Here is a 15,022-nt window from a genome sequence, read left to right on the forward strand (position 1 = left end):
CACCAGACGGTAGAGCACGGGCACCAGGATCAGGGTCAGCAGGGTGGAGGTGACCAGGCCGCCAATGACCACCACGGCCAGCGGCTGGGAGATGAACCGGAGTGACCGGTCAGGCCCAAGGCCATGGGCAGCAGCGCGAAGATCGTGGCGGCACTGGTCATCAGGATGGGGCGCAGACGCTGGCGGGCACCATGGGTGATGGCATCATCCAGGCTCATGGCCGCGCGCTCCGGGGTGTCCAGCCGGTATTGGTTGATCAAGTCGATCAGCACGATCGCGTTGGTCACCACGATCCCCACCAGCATCAGCATGCCGATCAGGGAGGGCAGGCCCAGCGGGGTGCCGGTCAACAGCAACAGGCCAATCGAACCGGTGGCCGCGAACGGGATGGAGACCAGCAGGATCAGCGGCTGGATCAGTGACTTGAACGTGGCCACCATGATCACGTACACGATCGCCACGGCGGCAATCAGCGCCAGGTACAGCTGCTGGAAGGACTCGGCCTGCTCGGTGGCGGCACCGCCGAGCTTCACGCTGGCACCCTCGGGCAGATCCATGGAATCCAGTTTGTTGGTGACCTCCGTGGAGACGGCACCCAGGGCGTTCTCTTCCGGGGTCAGGCTGACCGTGGCGATGCGCTCGTTGTTCGAGGTGGTCACCACCTGCTCAACCTTCTCGATCTTCACCTCGGCCAGGTCGGAGAGCTGCTTGACGCCGGTGGCGGTGGGGATCTTTAGTTCCTCCAGCTGCTTCTGGCTGGTCAGCTCATCGGGTTCACCGATGTGGATCTGCAGGTCGGTGAAGTCGATGCGCAGTGTTCCGGCCGGGATGGGGGAGAGCTGGGAGGCGACAATCCCGGCCAGCTGGGATTCGGTCATCCCGGCCTCGGCGGCCTTTCTCGCATCGATGTCCACGGTCACCTGTTCGCGCTTCTCCGAGAGGTTGTCGGTGATGCCGGTGACCTGGCCGATGCCGGAAAGCTGCTCGCGCACGGAGGTGGTGGCCTCGGAGAGAATCCCCTCATCCGGGGCGCTGACCTCCACGGTCACATCCGAGCTCATCATGCTGCCCGAACCGGCGGCCACGGTGATCTCCTGGTCCTTGGGCAGGTTCAGGTCCTGGATGTCGCTGCGCACCCGGTCGGCCAGTTCCTCCTGGTCCAGGTCCGCATCGGTGATGACGGTGAAGCTGGCGGTATCCGAGCCGGCGGCTCCCATCATGGCGCTGAGCATGTCCCCGGAACTGCCCACGGTCAGCTGCACGTCCTCGATGCCCTCGGTGTCCTGCAGCAGGTTCTCGACCTTTTCGGCCTGTTCCAAGGTGGTGTCCAGTGCGGTGCCGGTCGGCATCTTCTGGGTGATCTGCAGGGAGTTCTCCCGGTGCCACCGAGCAGGTTGGTGTTCAGCAGCGGGGTCATGGCCACGGTGCCGCCCAGGATCAGCACCGAGACCAGCAGGGTGATCACCGGGTGCTTCTGGGTGCCGCGCAGCACCGGAGCGTAGCTGCGCTGCATCGCGCCTTGTTCTCGGCCGTGTGGGCGGTCTTCGCCTGGCCGGTGCCCGGGCGGTGCGGCAGGAACCAGTAGGCCAGCACCGGCACAATGGTCAGGGAGACCAGCAGCGAAGCCAGCAGGGCAATGGTCATGGTCAGCGCGAACGGGCGGAACAGCTCCCCGGCCATGCCGGCCACCAGCGCCACCGGCAGGAACACTGCCACGGTGGTCAGGGTCGCCGAGGTGATCGCCCCGGCGACCTCGCGCACCGCCAGCAGGATCGCCTGGCGCTTCTCCTGGCCGTAGGACAGGTGGCGCTTGATGTTCTCAATGACCACAATCGAGTCATCCACCACGCGGCCAATGGAGATGGTCAGCGCGCCCAGGGTGAGCATGTTCAGGGTGTAGCCGAACACGTTCATCCCAATGAAGGTGACCATCAGCGACAGCGGAATGGAGATCGCGGTGACCAGGGTGGAGCGGATAGAGAACAGGAAGATCAGGATCACCAGCACCGCGAAGACCAGGCCGAGCAGGCCCTCGGTCGCCAGCGAGTTGATGGACTGTTCAATGAAAGGGGCCTGGTCGAAGACCGTGGTGATCGTTGCCCCGTTGCCCAGTTCGGATTCCAGCTGGCCAATGATGTCCTGCACCGCGTGGGAGATTCCCACGGTGTCCCCGTCCGGGGTCTTGGTGATGGAGACCGACAGGGTTTCGGCGCCGTTGGTGCGGGTGATGCTGGTGGCCTCATCGGCTTCGATGGAGACCTGGGAGACGTCCTTGAGCAGCACCGGGCCGCTGTCGGAGGTGATGGGGATTTCGCGGATTTTTTCCAGCGTATCGGGGGCCGAACCGGCGATCACCGGCAGCTCCAGGCCCTCGGTGTCCAGCGAGCCCACCGGCATCGGGGAGCCCGCGTTTTCGATCGCGTCCTTGATGTCCGAGGTGTTCAGGCCCTTGGCGGCCAGCTTCTGCTCATCGGGCAGCACCAGGATGTGCTGGGCGGCGCCACCGGAAACCGAGGCCTCGCGTACCCCGTCGATCTTGCGCAGCTTGGGCAGCGCGATGCGCTCCACATCATCATGCAGTTTTTCCAGGGACTCATCCGAAGCCACGGCCAGGTAGGCGACCGGCAGGTCGGAGACCGAGCCGGCGAAGGAGGAGGGTTCCACGTCCTCCGGCAACTGGTTCTTCGCGTTGGAGATCGCGCGCTCCACCTGCGAACGGGCCCGGTCCATGTCCGTGCCGTACTCGAACATCAGTGAGATCGAGCAAAGCCGGTGCGTGAGGTGGCCGAGGAGGACTCCAGGCCCTCCACCGCCTGCATCGCGGTTTCCAGCGGGCGGGCCACCTGCTCGTCCACCACTTCGGGGCTGGCCCCCGGCTGGGAGGCCATCACGGCGATCTGTGGGAACTCCAGGGAAGGAATCAATTCCTGCTTCAGGGAGCCCATCGAGATCAAACCGAAGATGGCCGAGAATACCGTGATCAGTGCGATCAAGGCACGGTTCTTCAAAGACAGATTGGCCAAGCGCTGCATGCGGATGCGGTCCTATGCGTTGTAAGATGAAAAGAGCTTGGTTTAACTTTAGTTCGTTGGCAGACGACAACAGAATCTGGAGCGGGATTCCGAGAAAATCATCCCTAAGGATGAAGGCTGAAGGAAACGTCGTCGGTCGCGTTCCGGGGCGGGGTACCTGCGCCTTCGAGTACGTGCTCACCGGATTTTGCGCGAAGTCGGGTTACCGCAGCGCGGCGACTGTTGGACGCCTTCAGCGGGACTTTTCCCGGCCGGCCCCACGGTATCCCGGCACCGTGAAGGTGCGCGGGCTTTAAAGACAGAAGACCCTGGCCACGAGCAATTTCGCACTTCTCGTGGCCAGGGTTCTGCAGGGCGCCTACTTCAGCTTCAGCACCTTGTTGGTTTCGGCAGTCACTTCATCAAGCAGCTGCGGGTTCTCATTCAGCTTCACACCGTAGGACGGGATGATGTCCTTCAGCTTCGCTTCCCAGCCGGCGAACTGCTTCGGGAAGCAGCGTGAAAGCAGGCCGATCATGATCGGGGTTGCGGTCGAGGCGCCCGGGGAGGCACCCAGCAGGCCGGAGATGGAGCCGTCCGAGGAGGTGATGACCTCGGTGCCGAACTGCAGCACGCCGCCCTTCTTCTTGTCCTTCTTGATGACCTGAACGCGCTGGCCAGCGTGGATCAGTTCCCACTTCGAGCCATCGGCCTCCGGGTAGTACTCGTTGAGCGACGCGTCCTTCTTGGAGCGCGACTTCAGTACTTCCTTGATCAGGTAGGTGGTCAGGGACATGTTGTCCTTCGCCACGGCCAGCATCGGGATGATGTTGTGCGGGCGGATGGACAGCGGCAGGTCCAGCTGACCGGTGGACTTCAGGAAGTTCATCGAGAAGCCGGCGTACGGGCCGAACATCAGCGAACGCTTGCCGCCCACGAAACGGGTGTCCAGGTGAGGCACGCTCATTGGCGGGGCGCCGACCGAGGCCTGGCCGTAGACCTTCGCGTTGTGCTGTTCGCTGATCGAATCGTCGGTGCAGCGCAGGAACTGGCCGGAGACCGGGAAGCCGCCGTAGCCCTTGATTTCGTCAATGCCCGACTTCTGCAGCAGCGGCAGCGCGCCGCCGCCGGCGCCGACGAACACGAACTTGGCGTTGACCTTGAAGCTGGCGCCGCTGGCGTTGTTCTTCACGGTCAGCTGCCAGCCGGCGCCCTCACGCTTCAGGCCGGTGACCTTGTGGCCGTAGCTGACCTCGGCGCCGGAAGTGGCCAGCGAACCGGTCAGGTCCTTGGTCAGGCGGCCGAAGTCCACGTCGGTGCCGCCAACCACGCGGGAAGCGGCGACCTTCTGGGAGGCGTCACGGCCGCGGGCGACCAGCGGGGTCCATTCGTTGATGGTGTCCAGGTCCTCGGTGAACTCCATCGCGGAGAACAGCGGCTGGGCGCGCATGGCGTCGTAGCGGGTCTTGAGGTACTTGGAGTGGTCCTGGCCGATCACGAAGGACATGTGCGGCAGGGCGTGGATGAAGTTCTCCGGCGCGCTGGCGTGCTGGTTGCGCACGGCCCAGGAGAAGAACTGGCGGGAAATCTGGTACTGCTCGTTGATGCCAATGGCCTTGGTCGGATCCACCGATCCGTCCGGCTGGGCGGGGGAGTAGTTCAGCTCGCACAGGGCCGAGTGGCCGGTGCCGGCGTTGTTCCATGGAGAGGAGGACTCTTCGCCTGCCTGGTCCAGGTTCTCGAACAGGGCGATCGACCAGTTCGGTTCCAGCTGGTTGATGAGGGTACCCAGGGTGGCGCTCATAATGCCGGCACCAATGAGTACGACGTCAAAATTCTTGGTTGACGTTTCAGAAGGCACGAGGATCTCCATCGACAGTGATACTTTGCTCTTAGGTCAGACTAGACCATTACGTGAGGGGCAAGAAATTCTCAACCCGTCAACTTGCCGTTCGGCGAGAGTTTGACGTCCACGTACACCTCGTCCAGCACCGGCGAGGACGGGTAGTAGTTGACCACCGAATCCAGGGCGAGCGCGAGATCGGGAACACCAGCGGCACAATGGGCAGGTCATGGCTCAAAGTGGTCAGGATGTCGCGGTAGGCGGCGGTGCGCAGCTCGCCCACGGCGATGGAACGGGCCGCCAGCACCTGGGCATCCAGCAGCGGCGAGGTGTAACCAAACTCATATTGCTTTGCGGCCAGGATTCCGGAAATGAAGTCATCCTCGTTGCGGTACGCCCCGGAGAAGCCCAGCAGGTGCAGGCCCTTGAACCCGTCGTGGCGGACCCTTTGCACGTACTTGCCGTGGGACCAGTCCACTGGCACCGGCTTGACCTTGATGCCCACCTTGGCCAGGTCCTCAGCGATCAGCGCGAAGCAGCGCTCGGGTAGGGTCAGGTAGTTGCGGGCCACGTTGCGGGGGTAGGCGAACGGAATCGCAGAACCGTCGTAGTCGATTTCCTCCAACAGCTTCTTGGCGTCATCGGGGGAGTAGAACAAGACGTTCTCCGGGTCCTGCACCGCGAACGTGGGCGGCAGCAACGTGGATGCCGCCTTTGAACCACTAATGAACAGTTCGCGCACCAACCGGCCCTTGTCGATGGCCATGGCCAGCGCGCGGCGGAAGGCCGGCTTCTCCAGCCACGGGGCGTCGTGGTGTAGGCCCAGGTACAGGACGGAGAACGGGTCGCGGTTCACCACCAGGCGGGCGTTGCGCACGAGGGTGCGCAGCACCTCCACCGAAACCATGTCAAAGGCATCAATGTTCCCAGCCAGCAGTTCCGTTTGGCGATTGTGGGCCGAGGCGATCGCGGAGATCTCCACCCGCTGCGGGTGCTGCGGATTGGAGTTCAGCAGCTGTTGGTTCCAGTACTCCTTGTTCACCTCCAAGACCACACGTTCCTCGGTGCGCGTGGCAAAACGGTAGGGGCCGGTGCCGACGGGGTGCTCGGTGAGCTTCTCGGCCGGGTTGTCCTTCGGTCCGCCCTTCAGGGCCGAGGGGGCCGCGATGGCCAAGCCCGGCAGCGTGAACGCCTCAATGACCCCGGTCAGCCGGCGGCGCAGCTTCAGTTCCAGCGTGTATTCATCCAGAGCGCTGACCGAGGCGAAGTAGCTGGCCGAGCCGCCCTCGGACTTGCCGCTGAACAAGTCCTCCTCCAGCAGGGTGCGCATGGCTTCCAGCTGTGCCTTCTGCTGGGCCATCACCGGGGCCAGGTCCTGCTTGTCCCCGGCCTTGGTGTCATTCGGTGCCTGGGCCTGCTCATCATCCTTGGGCAGCTTCGGGATCTGCGAGGTGTGGTGGAAGACCTGGGTGAAGCCCTGCAGGGAGCGTGAGCGCAGCTCGCTGTTCATGCCCAGCCAGCGCTTGAAGTTCGCCAGCACCGCCTCGGCGTTAAACGCGGTGCCGTCATGGAACTTCACGCCCTGACGCAGCGTGAAGGTGTAACGCAGCCCGTCTTCGCTTTCGGTCCAGGACTCGGCCAGCCCCGCGACCGGGCCACCGGTCTGCGGGTCAATGGAAATCAGGGTCTCATAGATCTGCCGGGTGACGCGGAACGAGTCATTGTCCCCGGCCACCGCCGGATCCAAGGAGAGCGGTGGGGCCGCCGCGGCAATCCTGAAGGTGCGCGGGGTGGCATTGCCGGCCGCGGCGCCGGTGGCTGGCAACGGGTTGCGGTTCCGTGTCGGTGCAGGCGGTCAAACCCAGCAGGACGGCCGCCAGCGACCCGGACAGTACGGCTCGACGCGTCACGGGCTGGCGCTCAATCGGTGGCACGGTGGCGGCTCGGCTTCCTGGTTCAGGGATCTGTGGAGTTATCGCATCCAACCCGGCGCCGGGCCGCGTTACACCGCTGCCAGGACGCCGGAGGATAGTTTCCAAGATAGCGCACCGATCCGTGAGGATTCGGTGCATTCACCGCTGCCACGCCCGGATAAGCCCAAAATGTGGCCGAAAGGTTATCAGACCTGACGCTGGTGCACGATGTTTTCCCCGTCCTCACCGCGTGACCAGGCCTGCACCTGGCGTTTGAGCAACGCCACCATGCGGGGGAAGAACGCCTCGGTGTTCCCCCCGTTGTGCGGCAGGATCAGCGCGTTGGCTGGCGCCACAGTTCGTGGTCCTGCGGCAGGGGTTCGGGATCAAAGACATCCGAGGCCACGAACAACCGGCCGGAGGCCACTTCCCGGGTCAACGCCTCGGTGTCCACCACCGGCCCGCGGGCCACGTTGATGATGCGCGCCCCATCGGGCAGGGCGGCCAGAAGCTCGGCGTCCACCAGATGGTGGGTGGCATCATTGAGCGGCACGATCAGGATCAGCACCTCGATCTGCCCGGCCAGGGAGGCCAGCTCGTCAATGCCGTGCACCGTCCCGTGCTCATCGGTGCGGGCGCTGGAGGCAAAACGCAGCAGGTTCACCTCAAACGGCTCCAGGCGTCGGCGGATCTGATCACCGATTCCGCCCACTCCCACCAGGCCCACGGTGCGGTCGGCCAGTCCCGGCCACCGCTGCGGGGCCCAGTTGCCCGCTTCCTGGTTGCGCACCGCATCGGGGAAACCACGCAGGGAGGCGATGGCCAGCCCCAATGCCATTTCCGCGGTGGCCGCGGCATGCACGCCACCCGCGGTGGCCACGCTGACCTTGCTGCCCACCAGATCGATGATCCCGTCAAAACCGGTGGTCTGAGTTTGGACCAGGGAAACGTTCGTGGCCTGCTTGATGCTCTGCAGCCGGGAGAACTCGGCCATATACGGGAACACCGCAATATCGATCTCATTCGGCTCGACACCCTCGGGGACGCTGTCCAGGTCCCACAGCACCGGTTTCAGGTTGGCGGGAAGCTCACCGACCGCCTGGAGCAGCTCGACCGAGGGGAAGGAGACGATACGTTGTTGGCTCATAACCCCACACTAATCAGTGGAGCCCAAAAGCGAACAGAATCCCATGTCATGACGTGTAATCCAATTCACGTACCGAGCAGTGGCATCGAATTTGCGCGAGGGGTGAAAGCTGGTAGAGTTACATCTCGTTGCGAAAGCGCGAAACGAAAGTTTCTAGACCATCGCAACGGGCACCTCTAGCTCAATGGTAGAGCATCTGACTCTTAATCAGCAGGTTCCGGGTTCGAGTCCCGGGGGGTGCACCAGCAAGCAAAGGCTCCGTATCCAACTGGTTGGAAACGGAGCCTTTCACGTTCCCGGGAAGACTAATCACAGCTGGCTGGTCATGGCTCCGGGCTGTGGGTCGGTGCAGTCGCGAGCGCGCAGCGTTCGAGCCAATCGCCGAGCAGGCCCCGGATCAGCGCGGGCTGCTCATGAATCAGCGCGTGCCCCGCATTCTCGATCACGCACAAGGTGGCGTGCGGGTAGTGCTTCGGCAATTCCAGGGCATCCACGTACCCCACGACCGAATCGTGCCGGGCGGCCACCACCAGGCTCGGCCCCTCATGGGTTCCGCTTCCCACATCCACGCTCCAGCGGGAGAAGATCCGTCCCAGCGCCTCCTCGTCCACCGATAGCGTCCCGGGCTGAATGTCTTCACGGTACCGTCGGGCGAAAGCCCGGGTCTGCACCACAAAATAATCGGCGAACCCCTGGCGCTCGTCGGCCGACAATTCCTCTTCTGTTCCCGGCTCCCGGAACAGGACCTGCTGGGGCGGAGCCTGGCTGGTGCTCTCGCCAATCGGAGCGAACAGCGCCATGCCGCCAATCAGTTCGGGATACCTGCCGGCCAGGCCCCGAGCGAGGTACGCCCCATAGGAGTGCCCGAGCAAAAGGGTTGGAGCGCCCGCCACCTGGCGGATGAAGTTGGCCAGCAGGTCAACCACCTCGTCATTACCGGCCAGCGTGCCGCTGCCTGAGCGGCCCATCCCCGGCAGGTCCGGGATGATGAGCCGATAGTGATCCTCCGGAACAAGATCCCTCAGCGCGCTGTACAGCTCGTGGTGGTCCACCGCGGCCCCATGCAGGCAACCAGTGTCACTCCGTTGCCCGTATCGGAGTAGTGCAGCGTGATGCCATCAATTTCGCAGTCCATGACCGTCCCCTATGACAGGCGGTAAAACCGGTGTTGTTGCCCCAGCGCGGAATAACCCGAAGGTGTGCCTAGAGAATACTCCTGCCGGGCAGGAGACAACAGGGCGCATTGCGAAACTGCGCAACCGACGGCGGCGAGGTTGATGTGATCTATTGCATTGACGGAAATTCATCCGTCACTCAACTCGTCTGTTCGATAAAAGCAGTTTCGACTAGGGTTTTTGAAGGAGCCGAGACACTTTTTTGCGGATTTTTGTTTTCCCTGTGTTTCTGCGTATGATTGTATGCGTCGCAAGGACGAGTGCGGAAACGAACTAGTCAGCGGCGGTAAGCACCTCTAGCTCAATGGTAGAGCATCTGACTCTTAATCAGCAGGTTCCGGGTTCGAGTCCCGGGGGGTGCACAGTGATCCGATCTGATTTCTCAGGTCGGATTTTTTGTATACCGCAAGCACGATGAGGGGAACTACGCATGAGCACCGATACCGCAGCGAAACGACTTTCCGTAGGGGACACCGCCCCGGCCTTTACCCTGAACGACGCCAAGGGCAACGCCGTTTCCCTCCAGGACTTCAGCGGCAAGAAGACCATCGTCTACTTCTACCCGGCCGCCTCCACCCCGGGCTGCACCAAGCAGGCCTGCGACTTCCGAGATTCCCTGGAATCCCTGAAGTCCCTGGGCTATGCGGTCATCGGCATTTCCCCGGACGCCCCGGCGAAGCTGGAGAAGTTCACCTCCAAGGAAGAGCTGAACTTCCCGCTGCTTTCCGACGAGGACCACCAGGTGGCCGAGGCCTACGGTGCATGGGGTGAAAAGAAGAACTACGGCAAGGTGTACGAGGGTTTGATCCGCTCCACCATCGTCGTGGACGAAGACGGAAAGGTGCAGCTGGCACAGTACAACGTGCGGGCCACCGGGCACGTGGCGAAGCTGCGCCGCGACCTGGGAATCGACCCCAAATAAGGCCCCGGAGTCGATTTCGAATCGGTATTCCGATCCGCTACACTGAGTGAGGTCACTTTGGCCTGTTCAGTTCAAGGTGTAGCGCGAGCGAGTGTGGCGGAATTGGTAGACGCGCTGGATTTAGGTTCCAGTGTCTTCGGACGTGAGAGTTCAAGTCTCTCCACTCGCACCAGCCGAAACCTCCCCGACGCGGGAGGTTTTTTGCTTTTCTCGAACCCTCAGGCGGCACCCAGTACGCCAGTGGAGCCGGGGATTTATGATGAAGGCGCGGCAGAGAAACTGCACGCAGGTGGAACGGACGGAACATGGACCGAGAGAAGCTTCCAACGATCTTCAGCCTCGCTGCCAGCGACCCCCAGAGCCAGCTGATCCAGCGCGGAGACCTCCAAGAGCAGGACCTGGCCCAGATTGACGCATCATGGCGCAGATGGGCCGGCTGCGCGCGGTGGAGCGCAAGATTTCCCGGGCCTCCCAGCAGTACATGAAGCTCAACGAGACCGACATGCGGGCCATCCGAATGCTGATTGCCGCCAGGCATCGCGAGGAAGTGGTCACCCCCGGGCAGCTGGCCAAGCACCTGGGCATCAGCACCGCCTCGGTCACCAAGATGCTGGACCGCCTGGAGGCCGGAGGCACATTACCCGCCAGGCCCATCCCACCGACCGCCGCTCCCAGGCCGTGGAGGTCACCCCGGAAACCCATGTGGCCGCCCGCGAGCAGGTGGGCCGCCACCACGCCGCCCGTTTTGAAGCCGCCCGGCACCTGACGCCCGAGGAGCGCGAAGTCGTCATCCGCTTCCTTGGCGGCACCGCCGATGACCTTGAGTCCAGCATTACCCCGCCGGACTCCGACGCCGCAGCCAACGGGCAGCCCTAACCCGGCCCGCCGCTCGCTCGAAGCCATCACCACCGAAAGGGTGCGTCCATGAACGATCGGCAGGAACCAAACACCCCGCGGGATTTGGCCGCGGTTCAGGCCGTGAACCTGGTGTGGTTCCGCGATGATCTGCGCACCGAAGACCATCCGGCGCTCAGCGCCGCCATGGGCCAGGGCCCCACCGTGGGCATCTACATCCTGGATGAACAAACCTCGGGGATCCGCCCCCTGGGCGGGGCCGCCAAATGGTGGCTGCACCACGCGCTGCTGGATCTGCACGCATCCCTCGAAGCGCTGGGTGTGCCGCTGCTGGTGTTCCGGGGCGAGCCCTCGCGCGTCTTCGAGCACCTGGCCTCCCAGTTGGCGGTGAACCAGGTGCACTGGAACCGCCGCTACGCCCTGGCCGAAAGGGAGCTGGATACCCGCATCAAGTCATGGCTGGGTGAGCAGGGAATCGAAGCCACCAGCCACGCCGCCTGGCTGCTGGCCGAACCCTGGCACCTCCTGAACAACCAGGGCGGCGCCTACCAGGTTTTGCCGCTTCTACCGGCGCATCCAGGAAACGCAGCTGCGTGTTCCGTTGCCGGCCCCCGGCGCCCAGGCACCGATCACCCCGCCCTCCGGGCTGAAAGATTGCCCGGTTGCCGAACTGGACCTGTTGCCCACCCACCCCGATTGGGGCGGGAAGCTGGCCGCGGCATGGCAGCCGGGGGAGCGCCCCGCCCGGGAACGCCTGGACTACGTCATCAGCGAGATTGCCGCGGACTACGAGGATGGCCACGATCGGCCGGATGTGGACGGCACCTCAAAGCTCTCGCCCTTCCTGCGCTGGGGCCACCTTAGTGCCCAACAACTGTTCTCCGCGCTGCAGCCGCTGCTGGAGGACGCCGGGGCGCACGCCGGAGCCGCGGCCATGCTGCGCCAGCTGGCATGGCGCGACTTCTGCTGGCACCTGCTCTACCACTATCCGCACCTGTCAACGGAAAACTTCCGGCGCGAATACGACGCCATGGGGTGGGCGTGGCCCAACGAGCAGGAACAGACCATGGCCGAATGGCGGGCCTGGACCCGCGGCGAAACCGGCTACCGCCTGGTGGATGCCGGCATGCAACAGTTGTGGCAGACCGGGTGGATGCACAACAGGGTGCGCATGGTGGTGGCCAGCTTCCTGGTCAAGAACCTGCAGATCCATTGGCGGGCGGGCGAGGAATGGTTCTGGGACACCCTGGTGGATGCGGACCCGGCCAGCAACGCGGTCAACTGGCAGTGGGTGGCCGGCAGCGGCACCGACGCGTCCCCCTTCTTCCGGGTCTTCAACCCCGAGCTGCAGGCCAAGAAATTTGACCCGCAGCAGCTACGCCGCTCAGTTCGCGCCGCTCGAGCACGAGCCGTTGGTGGACCTGAAGGAAACCCGTGCCCGAGCGCTGCAGGCCTACGCGGACATGAGACATGCCCGGGAGTAGCCGCGTACTCCCGGGCCTGTCCGGTCGCCTTGCGGTTAGCTGCGCGGCGGATCGGCGGGGGCGGCCGCTGCGGGCGACGCGCTCTGCTCGATAGGCAGACGTTCGGCGTCACGGGTGATGCTGCGGGCCATGGAGGTGAAGATGATGCCGTGGAAGGGCACCAGTGACCACCAGTACAGGCGCCCGGCCAGGGAGCGGGGGAAGAAGATCGCACGCTGCACGTAGAGCAGGTGATCCCCGCGCGGTTCGAAGCTGAACTCCAGCCAGGCCCGCCCCGGAACCTTCATCTCGGCGCGCAGGCGCAGCATCCGCTGCTCATCCAGCGCCTCCACCCGCCACCAGTCCACCACGTCTCCCAGGGCCAGGCGGCTGCGGCTGCGCCGGCCGCGGTTCAGGCCCACCCCGCCAACCAGCTTGTCCATGACCCCGCGCAGCTTCCACGCCAACGGCAACGAGTAGTAGCCGTTCTCCCCGCCGAGGCTGGAGATCACCGTGAACAGCTGGCGTGGGGTGGCGGTGGTTTCCCGTTCCCGCCGGTCCACGTACACCCGCCGCCCGGCCCACTGCGGATCCGAGGGCAGGGATTCACCCGGGGCGGAGACCGGGTGGGCGCCGGCCCAACTGGTCTCCACCGCGTCCGCCTTGATCTTGTCCAGCGCCAGGTGCACGGCCTGCGGGTAGCTGGTCAGCCCCTCGGACGGGGGAGGGATCAATTCATCAATTGCCCGGGAGCGCACCACGCAGTCGTGCTGCAGGGATTCGACCAGCGGTATGGCCAGGCTGCGCGGGATCGGGGTCACCAGGTTCACCCACTGGGCGGCCAGCCAGGGGGTGAGCACCGGCAGGGCAATGATCTTCGGGCGGCGGATCCCGGCTGCCTGGGCGTAGAGCTGCATCAGCTCGGCGTAGCTGTGCGCCTGCGGCCCGCCAATGTCATAGCGTCCGCCCGCCGGTTCGGACAGCTCCGCTGCCCGGGAGAGGTAGTGCAGCGCATCGCGCACCGCGATCGGCTGCACCATGTTGCGCACCCAGCGCGGGGCCGGCATCAGCGGCAGCACATCGGTCAGGTGCCGCACCATTTCAAAGCTGGCCGAACCCGAACCGATCACCAGCCGGCCTGCAGGGTCAGGTGGGCACGCCACTGGATTCCAGGATGCGCCCCACGTTGACCCGGGAGGATAAATGCCGGCTCAGCTCCCCGTCCGGGTGCAGCCCCGACAGGTAGACCAGCTGGCCCACGCCAGCGTCCCGGGCCGCCCGGGCCATCACCTGGGCGCAGCGCTGCTCCACCTCGGCGAAGTTGGAGGTGGCGGCCATGGAATGCACCAGGTAGTAGCAGGTGTCGGTTCCGGCGCACAGTTCGGCGGCGGCCTGCGGGTCGGTCAGATCCCCCTGCACCACCTGCACCTGCGAACGCCAGGCACATCCCGCAATGATTCGGGATGCCGGGTGAGCACCTTTACCTGATGCCCGCGCTCCAGCAGCAGCGGCACCAGCCGCCCGCCCAGGTAGCCGCTGGCCCCGGTCACCGCGATGCGGCTCATGACTCGGCCCCCTGCGCACGGGCTGGGATCGGCTGGCGGTCGCGGTGGCGGCGCAGCACCCAGGCCAGCACCACAGAACCAATCACAATGATTCCGCAGGCGGTGTAGGCGGCGATGGCCACCGGCTGGCTGTAGTTGCCCGGCTCCAGCCGGCTGACCCCGATCCAGCCCACGCCCCAGGCCATGGCCAAAGGCATTCCCAGGTGACCGCCGCTATACCAGGTGGTGCCCAGGGCAATGACCGCCGCGACCGCCAGCAGGGCGATAGCCACCGGCACCGGCCAGTCGGCCCCTTCACCCACGCCCCAGGAGCCGAGCAGGGCCGCGGTGTTCGCGATGGTGGCCACGCTGACCCAGCCAGGTAGACGCCGAAGAGAACCCAGAGGATCCAGCGTTCGGCGGTGCTCTCGGGCGGGTGGTGATCAGCAGCAAAAGGGTCCGGATCAGCACCAGCAGCAACACCACGATCACCACCAGGCTCACCGGCAGCCAGCCGAACTGCACCACGCCGATCCACAACGCGTTCAGCAGGGCCGAGGCGCTGATCCAGGCCCGGGCCCGGTACTGCAGCCGGGACGCGCGGGCGGCCGGGAAGAATTGCCAAATGGCATAGACCACCAGGCCCACGTAGACAAGGCTCCAGATCCGAAGGCAGGCCCCGCCGGGGCCAGCAGGGTGGAATCGGTGTCCAGCCAGCCGTCGGAGGCGTGTTGGATGGGCGTGCCGCCCAGGGCGCCGCTGCCGGCGAACGCCCCGAAAATCGCGACCGCCATGCAAAGGCGGTGGCGATGGGAACCGCAATTCCCACTGAGTGTTTCCGCATGATTCTGCCTCCTTGTTGATTCCCGGCAATTTGGGATGTGGACTGGACAACCGAACCCATCTCCTCCATGATGTAGCTAACTTAGCTAACAATCAAGATAGTGAGAGACTCACTCATGGAACTTTCAGGTAATGCGGCCACGGACGCGCTGCGCATCTTCCACGAGCTGGTGGAGCACTGCGACGCGGCCGACGCCCTGGCCCGGGAACGTCTGGGGCTGAACTTCACCGACTTCCGCGGCCTGAAGATCCTCAGCGAGCACCCCGGATCCGTCCCGGCGACCTGGCCCGCAGGCTGGGCATCAG

At 64.7% G+C, this 15,022-nt stretch carries 18 protein-coding genes, 3 tRNA genes and 2 pseudogenes; 9 read left to right on the plus strand and 14 right to left on the minus strand.

Features of this window, described 5'->3' with window-relative positions:
* From JCM19049_RS18100 to JCM19049_RS02480, 8 genes and pseudogenes are all read right to left on the minus strand, one after another.
* Positions 1–66 (minus strand): hypothetical protein (locus tag JCM19049_RS18100; protein ID WP_279402304.1); only part of this gene is annotated, 66 nt, incomplete at its 3' end.
* The gene (locus tag JCM19049_RS02455) at positions 36–1,349 is read right to left on the minus strand and encodes an efflux RND transporter permease subunit (protein ID WP_054820698.1); all 1,314 of its coding nucleotides are present in this window, start codon (positions 1,347–1,349) and stop codon (positions 36–38) included. The genes JCM19049_RS18100 and JCM19049_RS02455, both read right to left, overlap by 31 nt.
* The gene (locus JCM19049_RS18105) at positions 1,253–1,513 is read right to left on the minus strand and encodes a hypothetical protein (RefSeq protein WP_279402298.1); all 261 of its coding nucleotides are present in this window, start codon (positions 1,511–1,513) and stop codon (positions 1,253–1,255) included. The genes JCM19049_RS02455 and JCM19049_RS18105 overlap by 97 nt, the downstream gene beginning before the upstream one ends.
* Positions 1,462–3,032 (minus strand): annotated as a pseudogene (locus tag JCM19049_RS02460) (efflux RND transporter permease subunit). Before JCM19049_RS02460 ends, JCM19049_RS18105 begins: the two are co-directional and overlap by 52 nt.
* A gap of 358 nt (positions 3,033–3,390) precedes the next feature.
* Positions 3,391–4,884 (minus strand): malate:quinone oxidoreductase, encoded by a 1,494-nt coding sequence (locus JCM19049_RS02470; RefSeq protein ID WP_054820701.1) that lies wholly within the window; start codon positions 4,882–4,884, stop codon positions 3,391–3,393.
* Positions 4,885–4,951: 67 nt separating this feature from the next.
* Positions 4,952–6,679, minus strand: a complete 1,728-nt coding sequence (locus JCM19049_RS02475) for an ABC transporter substrate-binding protein (protein ID WP_054820702.1) — start codon at positions 6,677–6,679, stop codon at positions 4,952–4,954.
* A 294-nt stretch (positions 6,680–6,973) separates the two neighbouring features.
* The gene (locus JCM19049_RS22035) at positions 6,974–7,123 is read right to left on the minus strand and encodes a hypothetical protein (RefSeq protein ID WP_306420636.1); all 150 of its coding nucleotides are present in this window, start codon (positions 7,121–7,123) and stop codon (positions 6,974–6,976) included.
* Positions 7,102–7,914, minus strand: a complete 813-nt coding sequence (locus JCM19049_RS02480; RefSeq protein ID WP_306420637.1) for an NAD(P)-dependent oxidoreductase — start codon at positions 7,912–7,914, stop codon at positions 7,102–7,104. Before JCM19049_RS02480 ends, JCM19049_RS22035 begins: the two co-directional genes overlap by 22 nt.
* A gap of 170 nt (positions 7,915–8,084) precedes the next feature.
* Here JCM19049_RS02480 and JCM19049_RS02485 point away from each other — a divergent pair.
* Positions 8,085–8,159: transfer RNA gene (locus JCM19049_RS02485), tRNA-Lys, on the plus strand.
* A 78-nt stretch (positions 8,160–8,237) separates the two neighbouring features.
* On the opposite strand, the gene JCM19049_RS02490 is transcribed toward JCM19049_RS02485, so the two are convergent.
* A complete protein-coding gene (locus JCM19049_RS02490; RefSeq protein ID WP_279402305.1) occupies positions 8,238–8,981 on the minus strand; it encodes an alpha/beta hydrolase in 744 nt (247 codons plus the stop codon).
* A 398-nt stretch (positions 8,982–9,379) separates the two neighbouring features.
* Between JCM19049_RS02490 and JCM19049_RS02495 the strand changes: the two genes are divergently transcribed.
* From JCM19049_RS02495 to JCM19049_RS22055, 7 genes and pseudogenes are all read left to right on the plus strand, one after another.
* Positions 9,380–9,451 (plus strand) — tRNA-Lys (locus JCM19049_RS02495).
* Positions 9,452–9,519: 68 nt separating this feature from the next.
* Positions 9,520–10,011, plus strand: a complete 492-nt coding sequence (gene bcp / locus JCM19049_RS02500; protein ID WP_054820703.1) for a thioredoxin-dependent thiol peroxidase — start codon at positions 9,520–9,522, stop codon at positions 10,009–10,011.
* A gap of 87 nt (positions 10,012–10,098) precedes the next feature.
* Positions 10,099–10,183 (plus strand) — tRNA-Leu (locus JCM19049_RS02505).
* 246 nt (positions 10,184–10,429) lie between these two features.
* Entirely contained in the window at positions 10,430–10,777 is a 348-nt protein-coding gene (locus JCM19049_RS22040; RefSeq protein WP_306420638.1) for a MarR family transcriptional regulator, read from the plus strand.
* On the plus strand, positions 10,732–10,887 hold the full coding sequence (locus JCM19049_RS22045) for a hypothetical protein (protein ID WP_306420639.1): 156 nt from the start codon (positions 10,732–10,734) through the stop codon (positions 10,885–10,887). Before JCM19049_RS22040 ends, JCM19049_RS22045 begins: the two co-directional genes overlap by 46 nt.
* A 48-nt stretch (positions 10,888–10,935) precedes the next feature.
* The gene (locus tag JCM19049_RS22050; RefSeq protein WP_306420640.1) at positions 10,936–11,730 is read left to right on the plus strand and encodes a deoxyribodipyrimidine photo-lyase; all 795 of its coding nucleotides are present in this window, start codon (positions 10,936–10,938) and stop codon (positions 11,728–11,730) included.
* A gap of 70 nt (positions 11,731–11,800) precedes the next feature.
* Positions 11,801–12,178 (plus strand): annotated as a pseudogene (locus JCM19049_RS22055) (FAD-binding domain-containing protein); the annotation flags it as partial.
* Between the two features lie 207 nt (positions 12,179–12,385).
* On the opposite strand, the gene JCM19049_RS02520 reads toward JCM19049_RS22055, so the two are convergent.
* From JCM19049_RS02520 to JCM19049_RS02530, 5 genes are read right to left on the minus strand one after another with little or no spacing between them, the layout of a single operon-like run.
* Positions 12,386–13,459: an SDR family oxidoreductase gene (locus tag JCM19049_RS02520; RefSeq protein ID WP_279402299.1), complete on the minus strand. Its 1,074-nt coding sequence runs from the start codon at positions 13,457–13,459 to the stop codon at positions 12,386–12,388.
* 16 nt (positions 13,460–13,475) lie between these two features.
* Positions 13,476–13,757: an NAD(P)H-binding protein gene (locus JCM19049_RS18110; protein WP_279402300.1), complete on the minus strand. Its 282-nt coding sequence runs from the start codon at positions 13,755–13,757 to the stop codon at positions 13,476–13,478.
* On the minus strand, positions 13,733–13,894 hold the full coding sequence (locus JCM19049_RS18115; RefSeq protein ID WP_279402301.1) for an NAD(P)H-binding protein: 162 nt from the start codon (positions 13,892–13,894) through the stop codon (positions 13,733–13,735). Before JCM19049_RS18115 ends, JCM19049_RS18110 begins: the two co-directional genes overlap by 25 nt.
* Positions 13,891–14,241: a hypothetical protein gene (locus tag JCM19049_RS02525; RefSeq protein WP_054820704.1), complete on the minus strand. Its 351-nt coding sequence runs from the start codon at positions 14,239–14,241 to the stop codon at positions 13,891–13,893. The genes JCM19049_RS18115 and JCM19049_RS02525 overlap by 4 nt, the downstream gene beginning before the upstream one ends.
* Positions 14,189–14,512, minus strand: a complete 324-nt coding sequence (locus tag JCM19049_RS02530) for a hypothetical protein (RefSeq protein WP_279402302.1) — start codon at positions 14,510–14,512, stop codon at positions 14,189–14,191. Before JCM19049_RS02530 ends, JCM19049_RS02525 begins: the two co-directional genes overlap by 53 nt.
* Before the next feature lie 305 nt (positions 14,513–14,817).
* Here JCM19049_RS02530 and JCM19049_RS02535 point away from each other — a divergent pair.
* Positions 14,818–15,022, plus strand: a 205-nt coding sequence (locus tag JCM19049_RS02535) for a hypothetical protein (RefSeq protein WP_279402303.1), incomplete at its 3' end; no start/stop codon positions are given.

Source organism: Arthrobacter sp. JCM 19049 (assembly GCF_001310435.1).